The 16,001-nt window shown below is 67.9% G+C and carries 15 protein-coding genes; 9 read left to right on the top strand and 6 right to left on the bottom strand.

Annotated elements, in window-relative coordinates; translation table 11 throughout:
• The first annotated feature begins 287 nt into the window (after nucleotides 1–287).
• Nucleotides 288–1,649, top strand: coding sequence for an SDR family oxidoreductase (locus ABZS43_RS24580; protein ID WP_355038296.1), 1,362 nt, complete (start codon nucleotides 288–290; stop codon nucleotides 1,647–1,649).
• A gap of 125 nt (nucleotides 1,650–1,774) precedes the next feature.
• Here the strand turns inward: ABZS43_RS24580 and ABZS43_RS24575 are convergent, their stop codons facing one another.
• Nucleotides 1,775–2,428 (bottom strand): cutinase family protein, encoded by a 654-nt coding sequence (locus ABZS43_RS24575; protein WP_355038295.1) that lies wholly within the window; start codon nucleotides 2,426–2,428, stop codon nucleotides 1,775–1,777.
• 400 nt (nucleotides 2,429–2,828) lie between these two features.
• Here ABZS43_RS24575 and ABZS43_RS24570 point away from each other — a divergent pair, with 400 nt between their 5' ends.
• The 3 genes from ABZS43_RS24570 (at nucleotide 2,829) to hemC (ending at nucleotide 6,412) form a co-directional block, all read left to right on the top strand.
• On the top strand, nucleotides 2,829–3,512 hold the full coding sequence (locus ABZS43_RS24570; RefSeq protein WP_355038294.1) for a TetR/AcrR family transcriptional regulator: 684 nt from the start codon (nucleotides 2,829–2,831) through the stop codon (nucleotides 3,510–3,512).
• Nucleotides 3,509–5,230 (top strand): FAD-binding dehydrogenase, encoded by a 1,722-nt coding sequence (locus ABZS43_RS24565; RefSeq protein WP_355038293.1) that lies wholly within the window; start codon nucleotides 3,509–3,511, stop codon nucleotides 5,228–5,230. The genes ABZS43_RS24570 and ABZS43_RS24565 overlap by 4 nt, the downstream gene beginning before the upstream one ends.
• 252 nt (nucleotides 5,231–5,482) lie before the next feature.
• The gene (gene hemC / locus ABZS43_RS24560) at nucleotides 5,483–6,412 is read left to right on the top strand and encodes a hydroxymethylbilane synthase (RefSeq protein ID WP_355038292.1); all 930 of its coding nucleotides are present in this window, start codon (nucleotides 5,483–5,485) and stop codon (nucleotides 6,410–6,412) included.
• A gap of 100 nt (nucleotides 6,413–6,512) precedes the next feature.
• Here hemC and ABZS43_RS24555 read toward each other — a convergent pair whose 3' ends face one another.
• Nucleotides 6,513–6,830 carry a three-helix bundle dimerization domain-containing protein gene (locus ABZS43_RS24555; RefSeq protein ID WP_355038291.1) on the bottom strand — a complete coding sequence of 106 codons (318 nt, stop codon included), beginning with the start codon at nucleotides 6,828–6,830 and terminating at the stop codon, nucleotides 6,513–6,515.
• 212 nt (nucleotides 6,831–7,042) lie between these two features.
• Between ABZS43_RS24555 and ABZS43_RS24550 the strand changes: the two genes are divergently transcribed.
• The 3 genes from ABZS43_RS24550 (at nucleotide 7,043) to ABZS43_RS24540 (ending at nucleotide 9,850) form a co-directional block, all read left to right on the top strand.
• Nucleotides 7,043–7,522 (top strand): nuclear transport factor 2 family protein, encoded by a 480-nt coding sequence (locus tag ABZS43_RS24550; RefSeq protein ID WP_355038328.1) that lies wholly within the window; start codon nucleotides 7,043–7,045, stop codon nucleotides 7,520–7,522.
• 112 nt (nucleotides 7,523–7,634) lie between these two features.
• Nucleotides 7,635–8,714, top strand: coding sequence for a YncE family protein (locus tag ABZS43_RS24545; RefSeq protein WP_355038290.1), 1,080 nt, complete (start codon nucleotides 7,635–7,637; stop codon nucleotides 8,712–8,714).
• Between the two features lie 83 nt (nucleotides 8,715–8,797).
• Complete coding sequence (locus ABZS43_RS24540) at nucleotides 8,798–9,850, top strand: aminotransferase class V-fold PLP-dependent enzyme (RefSeq protein WP_355038289.1); 1,053 nt, start codon at nucleotides 8,798–8,800, stop codon at nucleotides 9,848–9,850.
• Between the two features lie 12 nt (nucleotides 9,851–9,862).
• Here ABZS43_RS24540 and ABZS43_RS24535 read toward each other — a convergent pair whose 3' ends face one another.
• Both ABZS43_RS24535 and ABZS43_RS24530 read right to left on the bottom strand, forming a co-directional pair.
• Nucleotides 9,863–10,936 carry a diacylglycerol kinase gene (locus ABZS43_RS24535; protein ID WP_355038288.1) on the bottom strand — a complete coding sequence of 358 codons (1,074 nt, stop codon included), beginning with the start codon at nucleotides 10,934–10,936 and terminating at the stop codon, nucleotides 9,863–9,865.
• On the bottom strand, nucleotides 10,933–11,727 hold the full coding sequence (locus tag ABZS43_RS24530) for an SDR family oxidoreductase (RefSeq protein ID WP_355038287.1): 795 nt from the start codon (nucleotides 11,725–11,727) through the stop codon (nucleotides 10,933–10,935). The genes ABZS43_RS24535 and ABZS43_RS24530 overlap by 4 nt, the downstream gene beginning before the upstream one ends.
• 94 nt (nucleotides 11,728–11,821) lie before the next feature.
• On the opposite strand from ABZS43_RS24530, the gene ABZS43_RS24525 reads away from it, so the two are divergent.
• A complete protein-coding gene (locus tag ABZS43_RS24525; protein WP_355038286.1) occupies nucleotides 11,822–12,733 on the top strand; it encodes a helix-turn-helix domain-containing protein in 912 nt (303 codons plus the stop codon).
• Between the two features lie 24 nt (nucleotides 12,734–12,757).
• Here ABZS43_RS24525 and ABZS43_RS24520 read toward each other — a convergent pair whose 3' ends face one another.
• The gene (locus tag ABZS43_RS24520; RefSeq protein WP_355038285.1) at nucleotides 12,758–13,273 is read right to left on the bottom strand and encodes a hypothetical protein; all 516 of its coding nucleotides are present in this window, start codon (nucleotides 13,271–13,273) and stop codon (nucleotides 12,758–12,760) included.
• 332 nt (nucleotides 13,274–13,605) lie between these two features.
• Between ABZS43_RS24520 and ABZS43_RS24515 the strand changes: the two genes are divergently transcribed.
• Nucleotides 13,606–15,234 carry an FGGY-family carbohydrate kinase gene (locus ABZS43_RS24515; RefSeq protein WP_355038284.1) on the top strand — a complete coding sequence of 543 codons (1,629 nt, stop codon included), beginning with the start codon at nucleotides 13,606–13,608 and terminating at the stop codon, nucleotides 15,232–15,234.
• A 9-nt stretch (nucleotides 15,235–15,243) separates the two neighbouring features.
• On the opposite strand, the gene ABZS43_RS24510 is transcribed toward ABZS43_RS24515, so the two are convergent.
• Complete coding sequence (locus ABZS43_RS24510) at nucleotides 15,244–15,993, bottom strand: hypothetical protein (RefSeq protein ID WP_355038283.1); 750 nt, start codon at nucleotides 15,991–15,993, stop codon at nucleotides 15,244–15,246.
• Nucleotides 15,994–16,001: the final 8 nt, after the last annotated feature.

Here is a 16,001-nt window from a genome sequence, read left to right as displayed (position 1 = left end):
TGACCTGCGCATCAGCTCCCCGGCGCACGCACGGAAACTGTTGGCACACACATAAATCGCAGTAGACATCCGGTGACGATTCACACAGGGACACCGAACACCATAACTTGCTCTCACCGAACCCGACCCATTACAGTTGCCTATCAGTCAGGACGAAGGTGTTCCTACGTTCGGCCCGACGGCTGTCACATCGCGGCGCGGTGCCGAACCATTGATTCCGCATCCACCGCAGCATGCCGGATCAATGTTGTGCGACAACAGGGTTCGAGTGAACAGCAGGAGGGACGATGGTTTCCTACATCGTGACTGGCGGTACCGGCTTTCTGGGTCGGCGAGTGGTGCAGGGTCTGCTGGACAGGGATCCCGCGGCGATCGTCCACGTACTGGTGCGCACCGAGCCGCCGACGGCGTTCGATGATCCGACCACCGGCCTGCGCGGTGGCGAACGCGTATTCGCACTGCTCGGCGATCCGAGGGCGGACCGACTCGGACTGCACGGGCCGCCGCCGCGCGCCGATCACGTGATCCATCTCGGCACGGTGTCCGAGATGACCGGCGACGACCCGGCGGCGCACGCCGCCGATATCGCGGCCACCCGATCGGTCATCGAACTCGCCCGCGAAACCGGCGCGGTGCTGCACCACATCTCCTCGGTCGCGGTGGCAGGCGATCACCGGGGCCGGTATTTCGAGGAGGATTTCGATCTCGGCCAGAATCTGCCCTCGCCGTATCACCGGACGATATTCGCGACCGAGAAACTGGTCCGCGATTCCTCCGGGGTGCGCTGGCGGATTTACCGCCCCGGCATCGTGATCGGCGATTCCCGCACCGGCGAAATAGCGGGGATCCACGGTCCGTACTATTTCTTCGCCGTCATCGCGGCGCTGGCCGGACTGCCAGCGGAACTGCCGATTCCGCTGCCCGATCTCGGTGCGACCAATATGGTGCCGGTCGATTATGTCGCCGACGCGGTGGTGGAACTGGCCTGCCGTGCCGGACTCGACGGGCGCACCTTCCATCTGGTCGATCCGCGACCGCAGCCGTTCGACAAGATCTACAGCGCTCTCGCCGCCGCCGCGGGCGCGCCGACCGGAATCGGTGTCGTGCCGGGAAGCCGCGCCGCGCTCGGCCGACTCGCCCATCTCCCCGGGGTGCCCGCCGTTCGCGATTTCCTGCTGCGCAAGTTCGGCATTCCCGCCGCCGTCGTGGCGCACACCCGTTTCGCGACCGAATTCGTCTCCGATTCGACGCAGGCGCTGCTGCGCGGCGCTGGAATAGCGGTTCCGGCCTTCGACAGCTACGCCGCAACTCTGTGGCAATACTGGTGCGAGCACCTGGATCCGAACCGCGGGCATCCGGTCACCGAACCGGCAGCCGCCGCCGTGGTCGGCACTGCGGTAAGCGCTTTCGCCCAGACCGTCGATCGGTTCGTGCCGTCGGCCGAGCCGACGATCACGCGTCGGGGCGTTCAATTCCTCGACGGATTCGAGAGAGCCCGAACCATATCGGCTGTGCCGGACGGCGACGCGATGTCGGCGGGTGGTGGCGGTGGCGCGCTCCGCGTGCTCGCTCCGATCCTGCTTTCGCTGACGACCCTGCCGAGTCCGGCGGCTCATATGGCACGCGTTCTTCCCGGATTGCGCTGGTAGGAAACGGAATCCAGCGTCTTTCGCGCATCGCGGCGGTATGCGGGGCGGTGGGTCTCGGCCCCCGCCCCGCATGCCGCCGCGCGCCCTATTCCCTCGATGAACCGTCGGTCCGGACAGACCTTCGATCAGAGGTGGGCGACCGCGAACCACGCGGCGGGCCGGATCGCCCACCCGTAGTCGGTATGCGCCCGCATATCGATGCCGGCGCCGCAGATCGGATCGCCACCGGCACAGTAGTTTCCGGTTCGCCACCGATAGAGATCCGGCACATCCCAGCCGAGCGCCCGGAGCGGATCACCGAACAGCAGTACAGCCGCGACCTTCGATTCGGCGTAGACCGGCAGTGTGTGGACGCCAGGGATGCCTGCCACGAGTGCGGTGCCGAGGACACCGTGGACGACCGCGGCGCCCTGCGAGTAGCCGACCAGGACGAAACGCTGATCGGGGCAGTCCGCGGACTGCCGGACGAGGTGATCCACCATGTCCGCGGTACCGTCCGCGGCCGAGGAGGCAACCCGCAGATCGGCGGGATAGATCACCGCGTTGGCGGTCGAATCGACCGGAAGCGCCTGTGCCAGTTCGCCGTACAGCGGATCGCCGACCACGCTGCCCAACCACCCCGGCTCCCCGGTACCCCTCGCGACGACGATGTCCACCGCCGCGCAGTCGTTCGCCCAGGCCGTCGCGCCAAGACTCGTCGCCCCCGCCACCAGCGCCACCACCGCGAATGCCCTTATCGGACGCCACTTCTCGGAGAACTTGATGTGTCGGATTGCCATCGTGATCACCCACTCACGCCGTTGTGAGACGCCGAGTGGCGCCTGTCGATGACAAGCGCCACTCGGCTATATCCGCGAAGGTAAGAACGGCGGGGACGTCCGTCAAGCAACTCCACCGAAGCGAGACCTGCTCAACGCCCAATCGTTGTGCGCGACCGGAAATTCGGCTGTTACCGGGTCGTATCTCGCGTTGCCGCAACGGATACCGCCGATAGTTCGGAGCGGGGATATCACCGAGGTGGATTCCGGTCGATGCGAGCACCACCCCGATCCGGCGCGCGCGGTGCGCGTGGTACCGGCGCACCGGCGGGCGCGAACACGACCGCCGAATTCGAGTCGAGCGGCCCCACGTTCTGATACAGTTCTGTATCGAATACATTGTTGTATTCAACGGACTGATATGTCCGGTTCACCAGAGGAGGTCGCACTGTCCTCATCGACCGCCCCCAGCGCACCCCGGCGCGTCACGCGTCGGCGCGCCGAGACCCGCAATCGCCTACTCGCCGCCGCCTACGACGCGTTCGCCGAGGAGGGTTTCGGGCACGCGTCGGTGGAGCGGATCTGCGACCGAGCCGGATTCACGCGCGGCGCGTTCTACTCCAATTTCGATTCGCTCGACGAACTGTTCCTCGCCATCTGGGAGCAACGCTCGGCCGCCATGCTCGACGACGTACGCGCCGCGCTCGACGGCATCGCCGCCGACGGTGTGCGCGATATCCGCGACGCGATCGATCGCCTGGAAGCAGCGGTGCCGCTGGACGAGGCCTGGTTCCGGATCAGCGCCGAATTCACCGCGCACGCGTTGCGCACCCCGGCCCTGCGCAACGCGATGGCCGCCCGCGAGGAGGCGATCGTCGCGGCGCTCATACCGACCGTGCTCGACGCGCTGGCCCGGCTCGGGCGCACCGTCGCCGACCCGGTCGCACTCGGTCAGGCGATCGTCGCCGTCCACGACGGCACCGCGATCCAAGTACTCATGGAACCGCGCGACAGCCGGATCAGGCGCAGGCGCACCGACCTGCTGATGCACGTCGTCCTGGCATACAGCGCGCCCGAACCGCACCGCACACACACCAAAGGATGAACATGACCAATTGCAGTCCCGAATTCGCGCGCGAGGCCGATGTCATCGTGGTCGGCGCAGGCCTGGCCGGTCTGGTCGCGGCCTACGAACTCGCCAAAGCGGGCCGCAAGGTACATCTGGTCGATCAGGAGAACCGCAACAATCTCGGCGGACAGGCGTTCTGGTCGCTGGGTGGACTGTTCTTCGTGGACAGTCCGGAACAACGCCGTCTCGGCATCAAGGACTCCTACGAGCTGGCGCTGCAGGATTGGCTCGGCTCGGCGGGTTTCGACCGCGACGACGAGGATCACTGGGCCCGCCAGTGGGCGCAGGCATATGTCCGATTCGCCGCCACCGAGAAGCGGGATTACCTGCACGACTTGGGTTTGCGGGTGACTCCGCTGGTCGGCTGGGCCGAGCGCGGCGGCGGTTTCGCCGACGGGCACGGCAATTCGGTGCCCCGCTTCCACCTCACCTGGGGGACCGGCCCCGAGGTGCTGCGCGTCTTCACCGAACCTCTACTCGACGGCGAGAAGCGCGGTCTGGTCGGATTCAGCTTCCGCCACCGCGTGGACGAGCTGATCGTCGAAGACGGCGCGGTGGTCGGCGTGACGGGCAGCGTTCTCGAGGACACCGATCTCGAACGCGGCGTCGCCTCCTCGCGCACGGTCGTCGGCGAGTTCGAATTCCGCGCGAAGGCGGTGGTCGTCACCTCGGGCGGCATCGGCCACAATCACGAGCTGATCCGCCGCAACTGGCCGACCGACCGGCTCGGGCCGTGCCCCGAAACGATGATCTCCGGGGTGCCCGCCCACGTGGACGGCCGCATGCTCGGCATCACCGAGGCGGCGGGCGGCGCGATCGTCAACCGGGATCGCATGTGGCACTACACCGAAGGCATCCTCAACTGGAATCCGATCTGGCCGGACCACGCCATCCGGATCATTCCCGGCCCCTCCTCGCTGTGGTTCGACGCGAACGGAAAGCGCCTGCCCGCACCGTGTTTCCCCGGATTCGACACCAACGCCACCATGAAGGAGATCCTGGCAACCGGCTACGACTACTCGTGGTTCGTCCTCACCCAGTCGATCATCGAGAAGGAGTTCGCGCTCTCCGGGTCCGAACAGAATCCTGATCTCACCGGTAAGGATCTCAAACTCACGCTCAAGAGCCGCGTCGCCAAGGGTGCGCCCGGCCCGGTCGAGGCCTTCAAACAGCACGGCGTCGATTTCGTCGTGGCCGATACACTGCGCGAACTGGTCGACGGCATGAACAAGATCGCCAGGGGCCCGCAGTTGAACTTCGAGGCACTCGAGCGCCAGATCATCGCGAGGGATCGGGAGATCGACAACAAATACAGCAAGGACAGCCAGTTGATGGCGATCACCAACGCGCGCAGGTACTTCGGTGACAAGGCGGGACGCGTGGCCAAACCGCATCGCATCCTCGATCCGGCGCACGGCCCGCTCATCGCCGTCCGGTTGAATATTCTGACCCGCAAAACTCTCGGCGGTCTGCAGACGAATCTGGATTCGCAGGTCATGCGTCCTGACGGCACACCGTTCCCCGGCCTGTACGCCGCGGGGGAGGTCGCGGGATTCGGCGGCGGCGGTGTGCACGGCTACAACGCCTTGGAGGGCACCTTCCTCGGCGGGTGTATCTTCTCCGGCCGTACCGCCGGGCGCGCGCTGGCGACCCGGCTCACGACCGGTGAAACCTCGGCGAATTCACCGTCCTAGCGCCGACAATCCGGCGAAATGCCCTGCGCGGCCACCGGTCCCGTCCGGGGGACCGGTGCTGCCGCGCCGGGGTAGGAGCCCGGACCCGACCGCGTCCGACGAACCTCCGTCACTCGAACCCGGGAGTAGGGCGATACAGGCAACAGTCGCGGACCCTTTCCCCTGCACCGGCCCTCGCGCACGGTCCGACACCTCCGGCTCGCCGCCAGCCCCTCTGTTCACCGCTCCTGTCGCCGGAGTAGTGTCCCCGCCATGTCGCGTGGGCGCATCATCCGCATTTCCACCCGGTCGAGCCCCATGGCTCTGGCCCAAGCCGAGCAGGTCGCCGAGCTACTCGGCGGGCTCGGCGTCGACAGCGAGATCGTGAAACTGACCACCGCGGGCGACCGATGGATGGGTGATCTGTCGAAACTCGGCGGCAAGGGCGCGTTCGTCAAGGAGATCGACGTCGCGCTGCTCGCGGACGAGGCGGATCTGGCCGTGCACTGCCTCAAGGACATCCCGGGGGATATCCCGGTGCCGGACGGGCTCGCCTTCGCCGGATATCTGGCCCGTGAAGACGTGCACGATGCGGTGATCACGCGCACCGGCGCACCGCTGAACGAATTGCCGGAGGGCACGGTGGTCGGCACCAGCTCGGTCCGGCGTACGGCGCAGTTGCGGCTGCACTACCCGCACCTCGCGGTGAAGCCGTTGCGCGGCAACGTCAATACCCGGCTGGCACGCCTCGAGGAGGGCCATGTCGACGTGCTGATCGCGGCCGTCTCCGGTCTGCACCGGGTGAACCAGGCGCATCGCATCACCGAAACCCTCGGCCTGGACGTCATGCTCCCGCCCATCGGCGCCGGCGTCATCGCACTGCAGTGCCGCGCGGACGACACCGAACTCCTCGAACTCGGCGCGCAGCTGGATCATGTCGGCACCCATCGTCACGCCGACGCCGAACGCGCCATGCTGCACGCACTCCAGGGGCACTGCAACTCCCCCATCGCGGGCTACGCGACCTCCGACGCCACCGGCCGTCTCACCCTGCACGGCAAGGTATTCGACCGCGACGGCAGTCGATGGCTGGACGCCATGCACTGGGGTGTGCCGGAAGATCCCCGGGCGTTGGGCTTCTTCGTCGGCGCGGACCTGCTGCGCCAGGGTGCCCGCGCGTTGATCGACTCCATCCCGCACTGAGCGATCCGCGACGCCGCACCGGCCGTCGCGAGCGCTGAGACCGTCACGCGCTCGGCTGATCACCGGGCTCACGATCGAGCCCGGTGACCTCGGTGCGGCACTACAGATCGGCAGGCGCCTTCCTGTCCTCGTGGCGGCGATCCTCGTCCGCCGCCTGCAACAGTTCGCGGGTGTAGCGCTCGGCGAGCAGGGGGAGGAAATTGTCGATATTCGCGTGGTCAGCCATATGCGCATACGCGGCGTGCACCATGCCCGCGATCTCGTCAGCGGCGACGCCGCCGAATTCACGCGTCAGGCGCTCGACGGCCGCGCGCAGCGCGACCGCCTGATCGGGGGATGCGTCGGAATGCGAGAGGTCGGTCTCGATGGGACTGTCGGTCTCGATGGGACTGTCGGTCTCGATGGGACTGTCGGTCACGATGGCTCCTCGACATGGCGTCTGTGGATTCTCGAAGACGAGCCGGGCCGGTGACCCGCGCTCCTCTCCCGAATACCCGATTCGCCGCCGTTCACCAATCGGCCGCTCGCGCCCCGCGGCGACCGGCCGTGGCACTCGTCAGCGCCGACGAGGCCGGGGCAGAATTAGAACACGTTCTTGTGTGGTGGGATCCGGCGTGCGACGCTGGGCGGATGGATCTCGCCGCCATCGAAGCCGTTCGCCTGCTCAAGTACCGCTATTTCCGGACCCTCGACCTCAAACAGTGGGACGAATTCGCGGATACCCTCGCCCAGGACGCCCGTGGGCGATACGGCACGCAGGCACTCGGTGAACCCCTCGTGCTCGACGGACGCGACGCCATCACCGACTTCATGCGCCAGAACCTCGGCCCGTCGATCGTCACGGTCCATATCGCGAACCACCCGGAGATCACCGTCGACGGTGATACCGCCACCGGATCCTGGGCCTTCGAGGACACCGTGATCGCCACCGAATACGGGGTATTGATCCGCGGCGCCGGGTACTACACCGACCGTTACCGCCGCGACGACGACGGCCGCTGGCGGATTGCCGAGACCGGTTACCGACGCATCTACGAATCGTCACAGGCACTGGCCGACACGCCCAGTTATCAACTGTTGAGCAATATGTGGGCCCCCGCCGCGCCGTAGCGAGAATGCCGCCCGCGCCGCGAGAAATCTCATCGAATCATGACGACCTGTTGCGGCCGTGGCATTTCCACGCAATAGTGACCTCTTGCGGATAACACGGAAAGGTCAAGGGATGGCATTCAGGTCTATCGCGGTCGCGCTGACCGCGGTCGGGCTCACGATTCTCGCTCCGAGCGCCTCGGCGGAGCGGACCGGTCCCTACGCCTACGTCCCCGTGGTGAGCGAAGGCGCGGTACTCGTGGTCGACACCGCCGCTGACCGCGTCGTCGAGCGAATCGAAGGCGCGGGCCCGCACGCCTCCGCGGTGACCGCGTCGCGTGACGGCCGCCATCTCTACGTCCAGGCCTTCAATCCACCGTTCGTCGGCGCGGACGATATCGCCGTGATCGACACGGAATCCCACGCTGTCACCGCCCGCGTCCCGATCACCGGCACCGACGGACTCGCCCAGCCGATTTCGGATCCGGTGCGCGATCAGGTCTACATTCTCACCGCGCGACCGTCGATCGACGTGCTGAGCACGACAACCAATACCCTGGTGCGCTCGATGCCGTTGCCGTCCATCCCGTTCGCCGCGGCCATCGCGCCCGACGGCAGCCGCCTGTACACCGTCTTCGCCGATTCCACCGCCGCCGCGTTCGACCCGGAATCCGGATTCCAACTCGGACAGCGCATCCAGATCGACGGATCGGTGCCCTATGCCGCCGCGGTCTCCGCCGACGGCCGCAAGTTGTATTCGATGAATGTGCTCGGCGATAACGTGTCGGTCATCGACACGGCCAGTTGGCAACGCACCGGGGCGATCTCGTTCGGCGCGGGCAGTGCGCCCGTCGCGGGCGCGATCAGCCCGGACGGCACCAGGCTCATGGTCGCGACCGTGGGCTCGGACGCGGTGCAGATCATCGATATCGCCTCCGACCGGGTGGTCGGCACAGTTCCCGTCGACGCCCCCGTCTCGGTCGGATTCACCGCCGACGGCGCCAAGATGTACGTCGGCAGTCTCGGCCCCCAGTCACGGCCGCTGGTGCCAACCGCGATCGCCGGTTTCGACGCCACGGAAGTACTGCCCGCGTTCCTGCAGGCGAACCCACGACCGGGCACGCTGATCCCCTTCGGCGCCGTCGATTTCCAGCAGGCCGGTCCGCCGATCGGCATCGGCTCCGGGCCGGGGTCGACGGCCTTCTCGGGCTGAGGACCGCCGCACCCCGGCTCGACCGGTCCAGTTCCGCCGCAGTGGCGCTGGACGGACTCCGGACGAGATCACATGCTGGGGTCATGAACTCGCTCGCGCCAGCCGAATTCGCCCCCGAGACCACCTATCTCAACACCGCCTCGTACGGTTTGCCGTCCGCGCGCGCCCTGGCGGCCGTCGGCGAGGCCGAGACGCGATGGGCCGCGGGCAGGGGCGGCCCCAGTGCCGCCGACGACAGCATCGAACCCGTGCGCGCGGGGTTCGCCCGACTGCTCGCGGGCGCGACCGCCGATGACATCGGCCTCGGCAGCACGGCCGCGGGACTGATCGGCCCCGTGGTCACCGCGCTGCCGCCGGGCGCCGAGGTATTACTGGCCGAGGGCGAGTTCTCCTCGGTCTCCATGCCCTTCCTGCACCGAGGCGATCTCGCAGTTCGGGTCGTTCCGCTGGACCAGTTGGCGGCGCAGGTACGCCCGGAGACCGCGCTGGTCGCGGTGAGTGTGGTGCAGTCCGCCGACGGCAGCGTCACCGATCTGGCGCGGCTGCGCGCCGCCACGTCGGCACACGACACCCGGCTGCTGGTCGACGCGACCCAGGCCGCCGGATGGTTGCCGCTGACTTTCGCCGACGCCGACTACTGGGTATGCGCCACCTACAAATGGATGATCGGCGCGCGCAGCGTCGCCTTCTTCGCCGCGGGCCCGGAGGCCGCCGCCTCCTTGCGACCGGTCTCCCCCGGCTGGTACGCGGCCTCCGATCGCTGGGCGCAGCTGTACCAGCCGGTGGCGCTGGCGGATTCGGCACGGCGCTTCGACTCCTCACCCGACTGGCTCGGTGTCATCGCGGCGGGCGCGGGCCTGCGACTACTCGAGGAAATCACCGTCGAGACCATCAACGCGCACAATCTCGCCCTCGCGGACCGGTTCCGCACCGGCCTCGCCGACCGGGGCTACGCGCCGGTGCCGGGGCAGTCCGCGATCGTCTCGGTACCCGGCGCCGAAGAAACGGCCCGACGCTTGGAACACTCCGATGTCATCATTTCGGCGCGCGGCGGCGGACTGCGATTCGCCTTCCACCTCTACAACAGCACGCGTGACGTCGACCGGGCGCTCGAAGTGTTGGGCGAGGCGCGATAGCGGACTGTTCGGCTAACCGGGTCTGCTGGCGGGCGTGGTGATCAGCGGCATATCCAGTGCGGTCCGGATGCCGGGCGCGGATTCCACCACGGCGGGTACCGCGTTGACGATTCGCATGGCTGTCGCGAGCAGCGTCGCGAAATTGTGATCGCCACGCGGACTCGAGGTCACCACATCCATGGCGTAGCACGGATCGCCGGTGATCTCGATCCGGTAGGAGCCCTGCGGATGCGCCGGTTGCGGCCACTGCGGACACAGGTCGGGTCGCAGCCGGGTCACGTGTTCCAGCACCGTCACCGGCTCGTCGCCGACCATCCCCCGCACCTCGAAACGCAGGGCGGCGGCGGTGCCTTCGGCTATGCGGCCGGTGGCGATATCGAAGGAATCCGGGGCAGGCACCCGTTCGAAGACCTCGGTGACACCATCGAGGGTGACGCCGATACCCGCTGCCAGCTGACGCACCGTTCCGCCCCAAGCCAGCGACAGCACGCCGGGCTGTAGCAGCATCGGCACCTCGTCGAGCGGTGTGCCGAAACCCATGATGTCGAACATGACCGCCCGGTTGTCATAGCTGGCGTAGTCGACTATCTCCAGGCAGCGCAGCTGGTCGATGCGCAGACAGGTGCCCGCGAGCGCCAGCGGTAGCAGGTCGTTCGCGAATCCGGGATCGATGCCGTTCACCCAGAGCGACGAATTCCCCTCGCGCGCGGCGTCTTCGATCGGTGTCAACAGTTCGTCGGGCAGTACTCCGTAGGGGTACTGGAAGAACACCGGCGCGCAGGCCACGACATTGATACCCGCCGCGAGCAGACGCCGCAGGTCCTCGATCGCTTCCATCAGCCGGTTGTCGGTCATCGAGCAGTAGACGACGCAGTCCGGTCGCGCGGCGATGACGGCCTCGGCATCGTTCGTCGCGATGACGCCGACCGGATGATCCAGTCCCGCGAGAATTCCCGCGTCCCGGCCGGATTTCTCCGGCCCCGAAACCCATACGCCGGTCAATTCCAGATCCGGCGAGGCGATGATGCCCGCCAACGCGTGCCTGCCGACATTGCCCGTGCCCCACTGCACCACGCGGTAGGTCATGACAGGTCCGGGATCGGCAGGTCGAGATTCGGGCTGATCAATCCGCCGTCCGGTTCGAGCACCTTACCGGTGAGGTATTTGCCCGCCGGCGAGACCAGATACAGCGCGGCAGCGGCGATGTCCTCTGGTTCCCCGATGGTGTGCAGCGGCGTTTTCGACTCCACTTCGGTGCGCATCGCCTCGTTGCCCGCGACGATCTCCAGCGCCGAGGTGAGGATCGAGCCGGGCGCGATGGCATTCACCCTGATCCGCGGATTCAGGTCCAGCGCGGCCAATTTGGTGTAGTGCGCCAGCGCCGCTTTCGCGGTGCCGTAGGCGGCGAAAGCGCGGCCGGGCAACCGCCCCATGGTCGAGGTGATGTTCACGATCGAGCCGCCGCCCGCGGTGTCGAGTATCCGCGGCACCGCGGCCCGTACCAGTGCGTGCGCGGTGGTGACATTGAAATGGAAGGCGGCGTCCAGCGCCTCCGGCGTGGTGTCGAGCAGTGTGCACGGCATCGCGCCGCCGACATTGTTGACCACGATATCGAGTCGGCCGAACTGTTCGACGGCCGTCCCGGCCAAGGCGGCGACGGTGTCGACGTCGTTCAAATCCGCGGGCACCACGTACGCCCGGCGACCGAGCACGGCGACCCGCTCGGCCACCTCGTCCAACTGACTCTTCGTCCGCGCCGCGAGCACCACATCGGCCCCCGCCTCCGCGAACGCCACCGCGATCGCCCGGCCGAGTCCGCGTCCAGCACCCGTGACGACAGCGACCTGGCCGTCTATCCGGAACCTATCCAGAATCATGCGATCCACCCATCCTGATGACGAATATTCGACACCTTATGTCGTATATTCGTCATCGTAAGGTTGTCCGAGAAGTTCGCACAAGGGGTTGTCCATGATCGAACGCACGACCGGCGATACCCGCGCGCCGATCGAGGACGACCGCTGCGCGTCGCCGCCGACCCGCCGTGTCGTCGATATCGTCGCGCTACTCGCGTCGGCGCCGGAGCCACTACCCGTCGCCACCATCGCCGACCGCCTCGATATCGCCCGCGCTACCGCGACCGCCGTGCTGGCCGAACTGGATTCGGCGGGCTGGGTGGTGCGGGTGCCGCGGCGCGGCTACCGCATCGGCAGCGCCATGGCCGGCCTGGCCGACCCGTCGCTACCACCCGGCGTGGGTGACATCCTCGCCGCGCTCGCCGCGGAGACGGGCTGCGGCGCGACGCTGAGCCGGATTTCGCCGGACTGGCTCACCGTGCTCGAGGTGCGCCACGGCCCTGATCGCGTCGTCCCGGGGATTCCGGTGGGGCACCGCATACCGCTGCAATTCCCGGCGGGCGCGGGTGTGATGCCGTGGCGTAGTGCGAGCGAACAGAACGCCTGGCTCCGTACCGCCCCCGGCGCCGACCGCCACATCGCGGGCGCGCTGCTCAGCCTGGTGCGCGACCGGGGTGTCGCCCTGTTCCGCCCCCGCGCCGACGACACCGGAATGGTCGACCTGCTCGCCGATCTGCTCACCGCGGCGGGAACCGAACTGCTGCAATCGAATCTACGCACCAGGGCGCTGCGCCAACTCTTCGCGCTGACCTCGCGCCCTTTCACCAAGGCCGAATTGGATTCCGACGCGACGCTGCCCCTCAGCTATCTCGCCGCCCCGGTCTTCGACGGCTCGGGCACGGCCGCCTACGAGGTCCAACTCGGTCCACTGCGCGCCGCGACCACCACCTCCGAACGCGACGCCTACATTCGCGCGACACGTGCCGCCGCCGAGGCCATCACCGCCGCCGCTCGCCCCCGCGGCTGATTCGACCGCAGGGTCCGCCGAGGATCAGGAATGACTCCAGATCGGCACGGCCCGGTCATCCGGTGCGGCCCATTCCCGATCGAAAAGCCACACCAGACCGTCACCCGCCGCCGCCAGCCGGAAGGCGAGAACCTCGCCGAATACCGCGCCGAGCCCCTTGGCGTCGTTGGCGGCCATTTCGAGGTAGACGACCTGCTGGGAACGCGCGAGTTGGGCACGCACGCGATCGGGGCCGGGGCCCGATGCGGCGGGTAATCGCTCGGCGAGAACCTCCGCGATATCCCCCTCCGCCGCCGCACCCGATACGGCGCGGATCTGCAGCGGTCGTCCGGCGGATTTCCACCGCACTTCGATCTCGGCCCCGTAGCGTTCGATCCGCAGGTTCCGCGTGGCCGCCTCGAGCGCTCGCGCGGCCTCCTCGTCGCTGTCGAAAACCGCTTTCGCCAGGGTCCGCAGGTCGGCGGTCGCGAGTTCGTCGCGCAGTTCCTTCACGTCGAGCTCGATCCGACTCTCGCAGTACACGCTGATCCACTCCGCCACGGACTCACCGTACCCCGCGTCACGAACCACGATCGTTTCCGAAATGAAGCGTATACCGCTATCGCCCAACATAATTCAGTACCATCACCGGTGCGCGGGGCGGTATGCGCTGGGGTTGCTCCGATGCCGACCGCGAACGTGACCAGCGAGAATCGCGTTACCGGGCCGCCGACGACATTGCTCCGGTTATCGGGCGACATCGCGGGAATGGCGTGCCGATCCGACCCTCCGATCGTAAATAATTACGGTCCAGGGGGATTGACGATCGGGCGGCGCACACCGTGCGCCGGACGGGTCGATATCGACCCGAACCGGCACGGCGGCTGGATACGGTGACCCCGCACTGTCGCGGATACCGTCGCCCGACCGATCGGCCCCGATCGCGCCGCACCGCGATCTCGGCGGATAGGCTTGCCCCCACGTACCGCGATATCGCGGGCGACTTCTCCAGCGAGCGGTATTCGAGTGGGAGGTGCGCCATCTTTCTCGGCATCGATATCGGAACATCGGCTTCCAAAGGCGCCCTGGTCCGTCACGACGGGGTCGTTGTCGCGAAAGCCGAACGCGCGCACGGCGTCTCGACGCCGCATCCGGGATGGGTCGAACACGACGCCGAGGCGGTGTGGTGGGCCGATTTCCGCGCGATCACCCGCGAGCTGCTCGCCGCGACCGACGTCGGCGGGTTGGCGGGGATCGGGGTCTCCGGGATCGGCCCCTGCCTGCTTCCCGCCGATGCCGAGGGGATTCCGTTGCGCCCGGCCATCCTCTACGGCGTCGATACCCGGTCCACCCGCGAAATCGCCGACCTCAACGCGGAATTGGGCGCGGACACGGTACTTGCTCGCGCGGGCGCGCCACTGACGAGTCAGGCCGTCGGGCCGAAATGGCGCTGGCTCGCCCGTCACGAACCACATGTCGCCGACCGCACCGCCAAGCTGCTGATGGCGAGTTCTTTTCTCGTGCACCGGCTCACCGGCCGATATGTGCTCGACCACCACTCGGCCAGCCAGTGTGTTCCCCTGTACGACCTGTACCGGCGGGAATGGGCGGCGGATTGGTGCGAGACCGTCGCACCCGGACTCCCACTGCCCGAATTGGCCTGGCCTACCGAGGTGATCGGCCGCGTCACCGAACGGGCCGCGGCGGATACCGGGCTCCCCGCCGGGCTGCCGGTGACCACCGGCACCGTCGACGCCTGGGCCGAGGCCACCAGCGTCGGCGTCCGGGAACCGGGTGACGCGATGATCATGTACGGCACCACCATGTTCCTGGTACAGGTGCTCGCGGACCCGCGACCGCATCCGGGATTGTGGGGCACCTGCGGAGTCGACCCGGGTATGTACACCCTCGCCGCGGGCATGGCCACCTCGGGCGCGGTCACCGACTGGCTGCGACGGCTGTTCGGCGAGGATTACGCCACACTGACCGAAGCGGCGGCTAGGGTGCCCGCGGGCAGCCGAGGACTGCTACTTCTCCCCTATTTCGCGGGCGAACGCACACCGCTGTTCGATCCGGACGCGCGCGGGATGGTCGCGGGACTGACGACGGCGCACGGCCGGGCCGAGTTGTACCGGGCCGCTCTGGAGGGCACCGCCTACGGCGTGCGGCACAATCTCGAGGCGATGACCGAGGCGGGCGGGCGGGCACGCCGTCTGATCGCGGTCGGCGGCGGCACCAGGGGCGGGCTGTGGACCCGGATCGTCTCCGATATCACCGGCCTGCCGCAACAACTTCCGGCCGAGACCATAGGCGCCTGTCTCGGCGACGCGCGGCTCGCGGCCGAGGCGGCGGGCGTCGACACGTCGGCATGGAACCCGGTGGTCGACACCGTAGAGCCCGATGCCGAGCGGGCGGCCCGCTACGAGCCCTACTACCTGCACTACCGCGATCTGTATCGCGGCACCGCCGATATCGCCCATTTCCTCGCGGCCGAACAGCGCGGGGCGGAACACCCTTCCTGAATCCCGAGGTCAGCGTCCGGTGGATTCGGGATCGTCCCGTTCGATCGGCGAGCCGAAATCCGGATCGTCGAGGTCCATCGCGAGGAGCGCGTCCATCCGCGCGAACGGATCATCGATATCCGTTGCGCCGATTTCCTCACCGGGGCCGAACAGTGCGAGCCCGGCGCCCGTTTCGCCACCGCGCGACACCGACGCATCCCGGGCCGGCGGATCGACGGTGTCGAACGTTCCCGCGAGCAGTTCGTCCGCGCGGGCGAGAGCGTCGTCCATCGTGCCCGCCAGGGTGTCGAGCATGCCGAAACCGTCCACGAATTCGGTCAACTCGGCGCGCGCCGATTCCAGTTCCGCGATCGCCGGATCGATACGCGACCACGCCACCCTCTTCGACCACCACGAGTCGCGATCGATCCAGGCGAACATGATGTCGCGCAGGAGTACCAGGTCGCCGGTGTACAGCTCGAACTCGTCAGCGGTCGCGCCGGTCCCATGGGTGAGCCGGTACATCTCGTCGGGCAGCAGCCCGGCCCTGATCCACTCGTCCGCGCGGGTCATCTCCAGGAAGGGGCGTTCGGCCGCGACCGTGGCGCCGAGCAGACCGTTCAGCGCCCGATCCGTCAGCGCGGGCAGCGCGGCCCCGTCACCGGTTCGGATACGGATGCCGGATTCCTCGTCCGGGTCGTCGCTCACCGCGCCCAGTGTGCCCGATGTGATCGGGCCGCGCCGCGCCCGCCGCGGAAATAACCTCTCGGAACTCACCATCGGATGGG

Origin of the sequence: Nocardia sp. NPDC005366, assembly GCF_040606855.1 — a bacterium.
Taxonomy (GTDB): domain Bacteria; phylum Actinomycetota; class Actinomycetes; order Mycobacteriales; family Mycobacteriaceae; genus Nocardia.
Note: the sequence above shows the minus strand (reverse complement) of the source record. Positions and strands in the feature narration are given on the sequence as shown.

Excerpts from the sequence above, each read along its gene's own strand:
- ABZS43_RS24545 (WP_355038290.1), top strand. The coding sequence starts at position 7,635 with ATGGCATTCAGGTCTATCGCGGTCGCGCTGACCGCGGTCGGGCTCACG.
- ABZS43_RS24550 (WP_355038328.1), top strand. The coding sequence starts at position 7,043 with ATGGATCTCGCCGCCATCGAAGCCGTTCGCCTGCTCAAGTACCGCTAT.
- ABZS43_RS24570 (WP_355038294.1), top strand. The coding sequence starts at position 2,829 with ATGTCCGGTTCACCAGAGGAGGTCGCACTGTCCTCATCGACCGCCCCC.
- ABZS43_RS24575 (WP_355038295.1), bottom strand. The coding sequence starts at position 2,428 with ATGGCAATCCGACACATCAAGTTCTCCGAGAAGTGGCGTCCGATAAGG.
- ABZS43_RS24580 (WP_355038296.1), top strand. The coding sequence starts at position 288 with ATGGTTTCCTACATCGTGACTGGCGGTACCGGCTTTCTGGGTCGGCGA.
- ABZS43_RS24525 (WP_355038286.1), top strand. The coding sequence starts at position 11,822 with ATGATCGAACGCACGACCGGCGATACCCGCGCGCCGATCGAGGACGAC.
- ABZS43_RS24535 (WP_355038288.1), bottom strand. The coding sequence starts at position 10,936 with ATGACCTACCGCGTGGTGCAGTGGGGCACGGGCAATGTCGGCAGGCAC.
- ABZS43_RS24540 (WP_355038289.1), top strand. The coding sequence starts at position 8,798 with ATGAACTCGCTCGCGCCAGCCGAATTCGCCCCCGAGACCACCTATCTC.
- ABZS43_RS24510 (WP_355038283.1), bottom strand. The coding sequence starts at position 15,993 with ATGGTGAGTTCCGAGAGGTTATTTCCGCGGCGGGCGCGGCGCGGCCCG.
- ABZS43_RS24530 (WP_355038287.1), bottom strand. The coding sequence starts at position 11,727 with ATGATTCTGGATAGGTTCCGGATAGACGGCCAGGTCGCTGTCGTCACG.
- ABZS43_RS24565 (WP_355038293.1), top strand. The coding sequence starts at position 3,509 with ATGAACATGACCAATTGCAGTCCCGAATTCGCGCGCGAGGCCGATGTC.
- hemC (WP_355038292.1), top strand. The coding sequence starts at position 5,483 with ATGTCGCGTGGGCGCATCATCCGCATTTCCACCCGGTCGAGCCCCATG.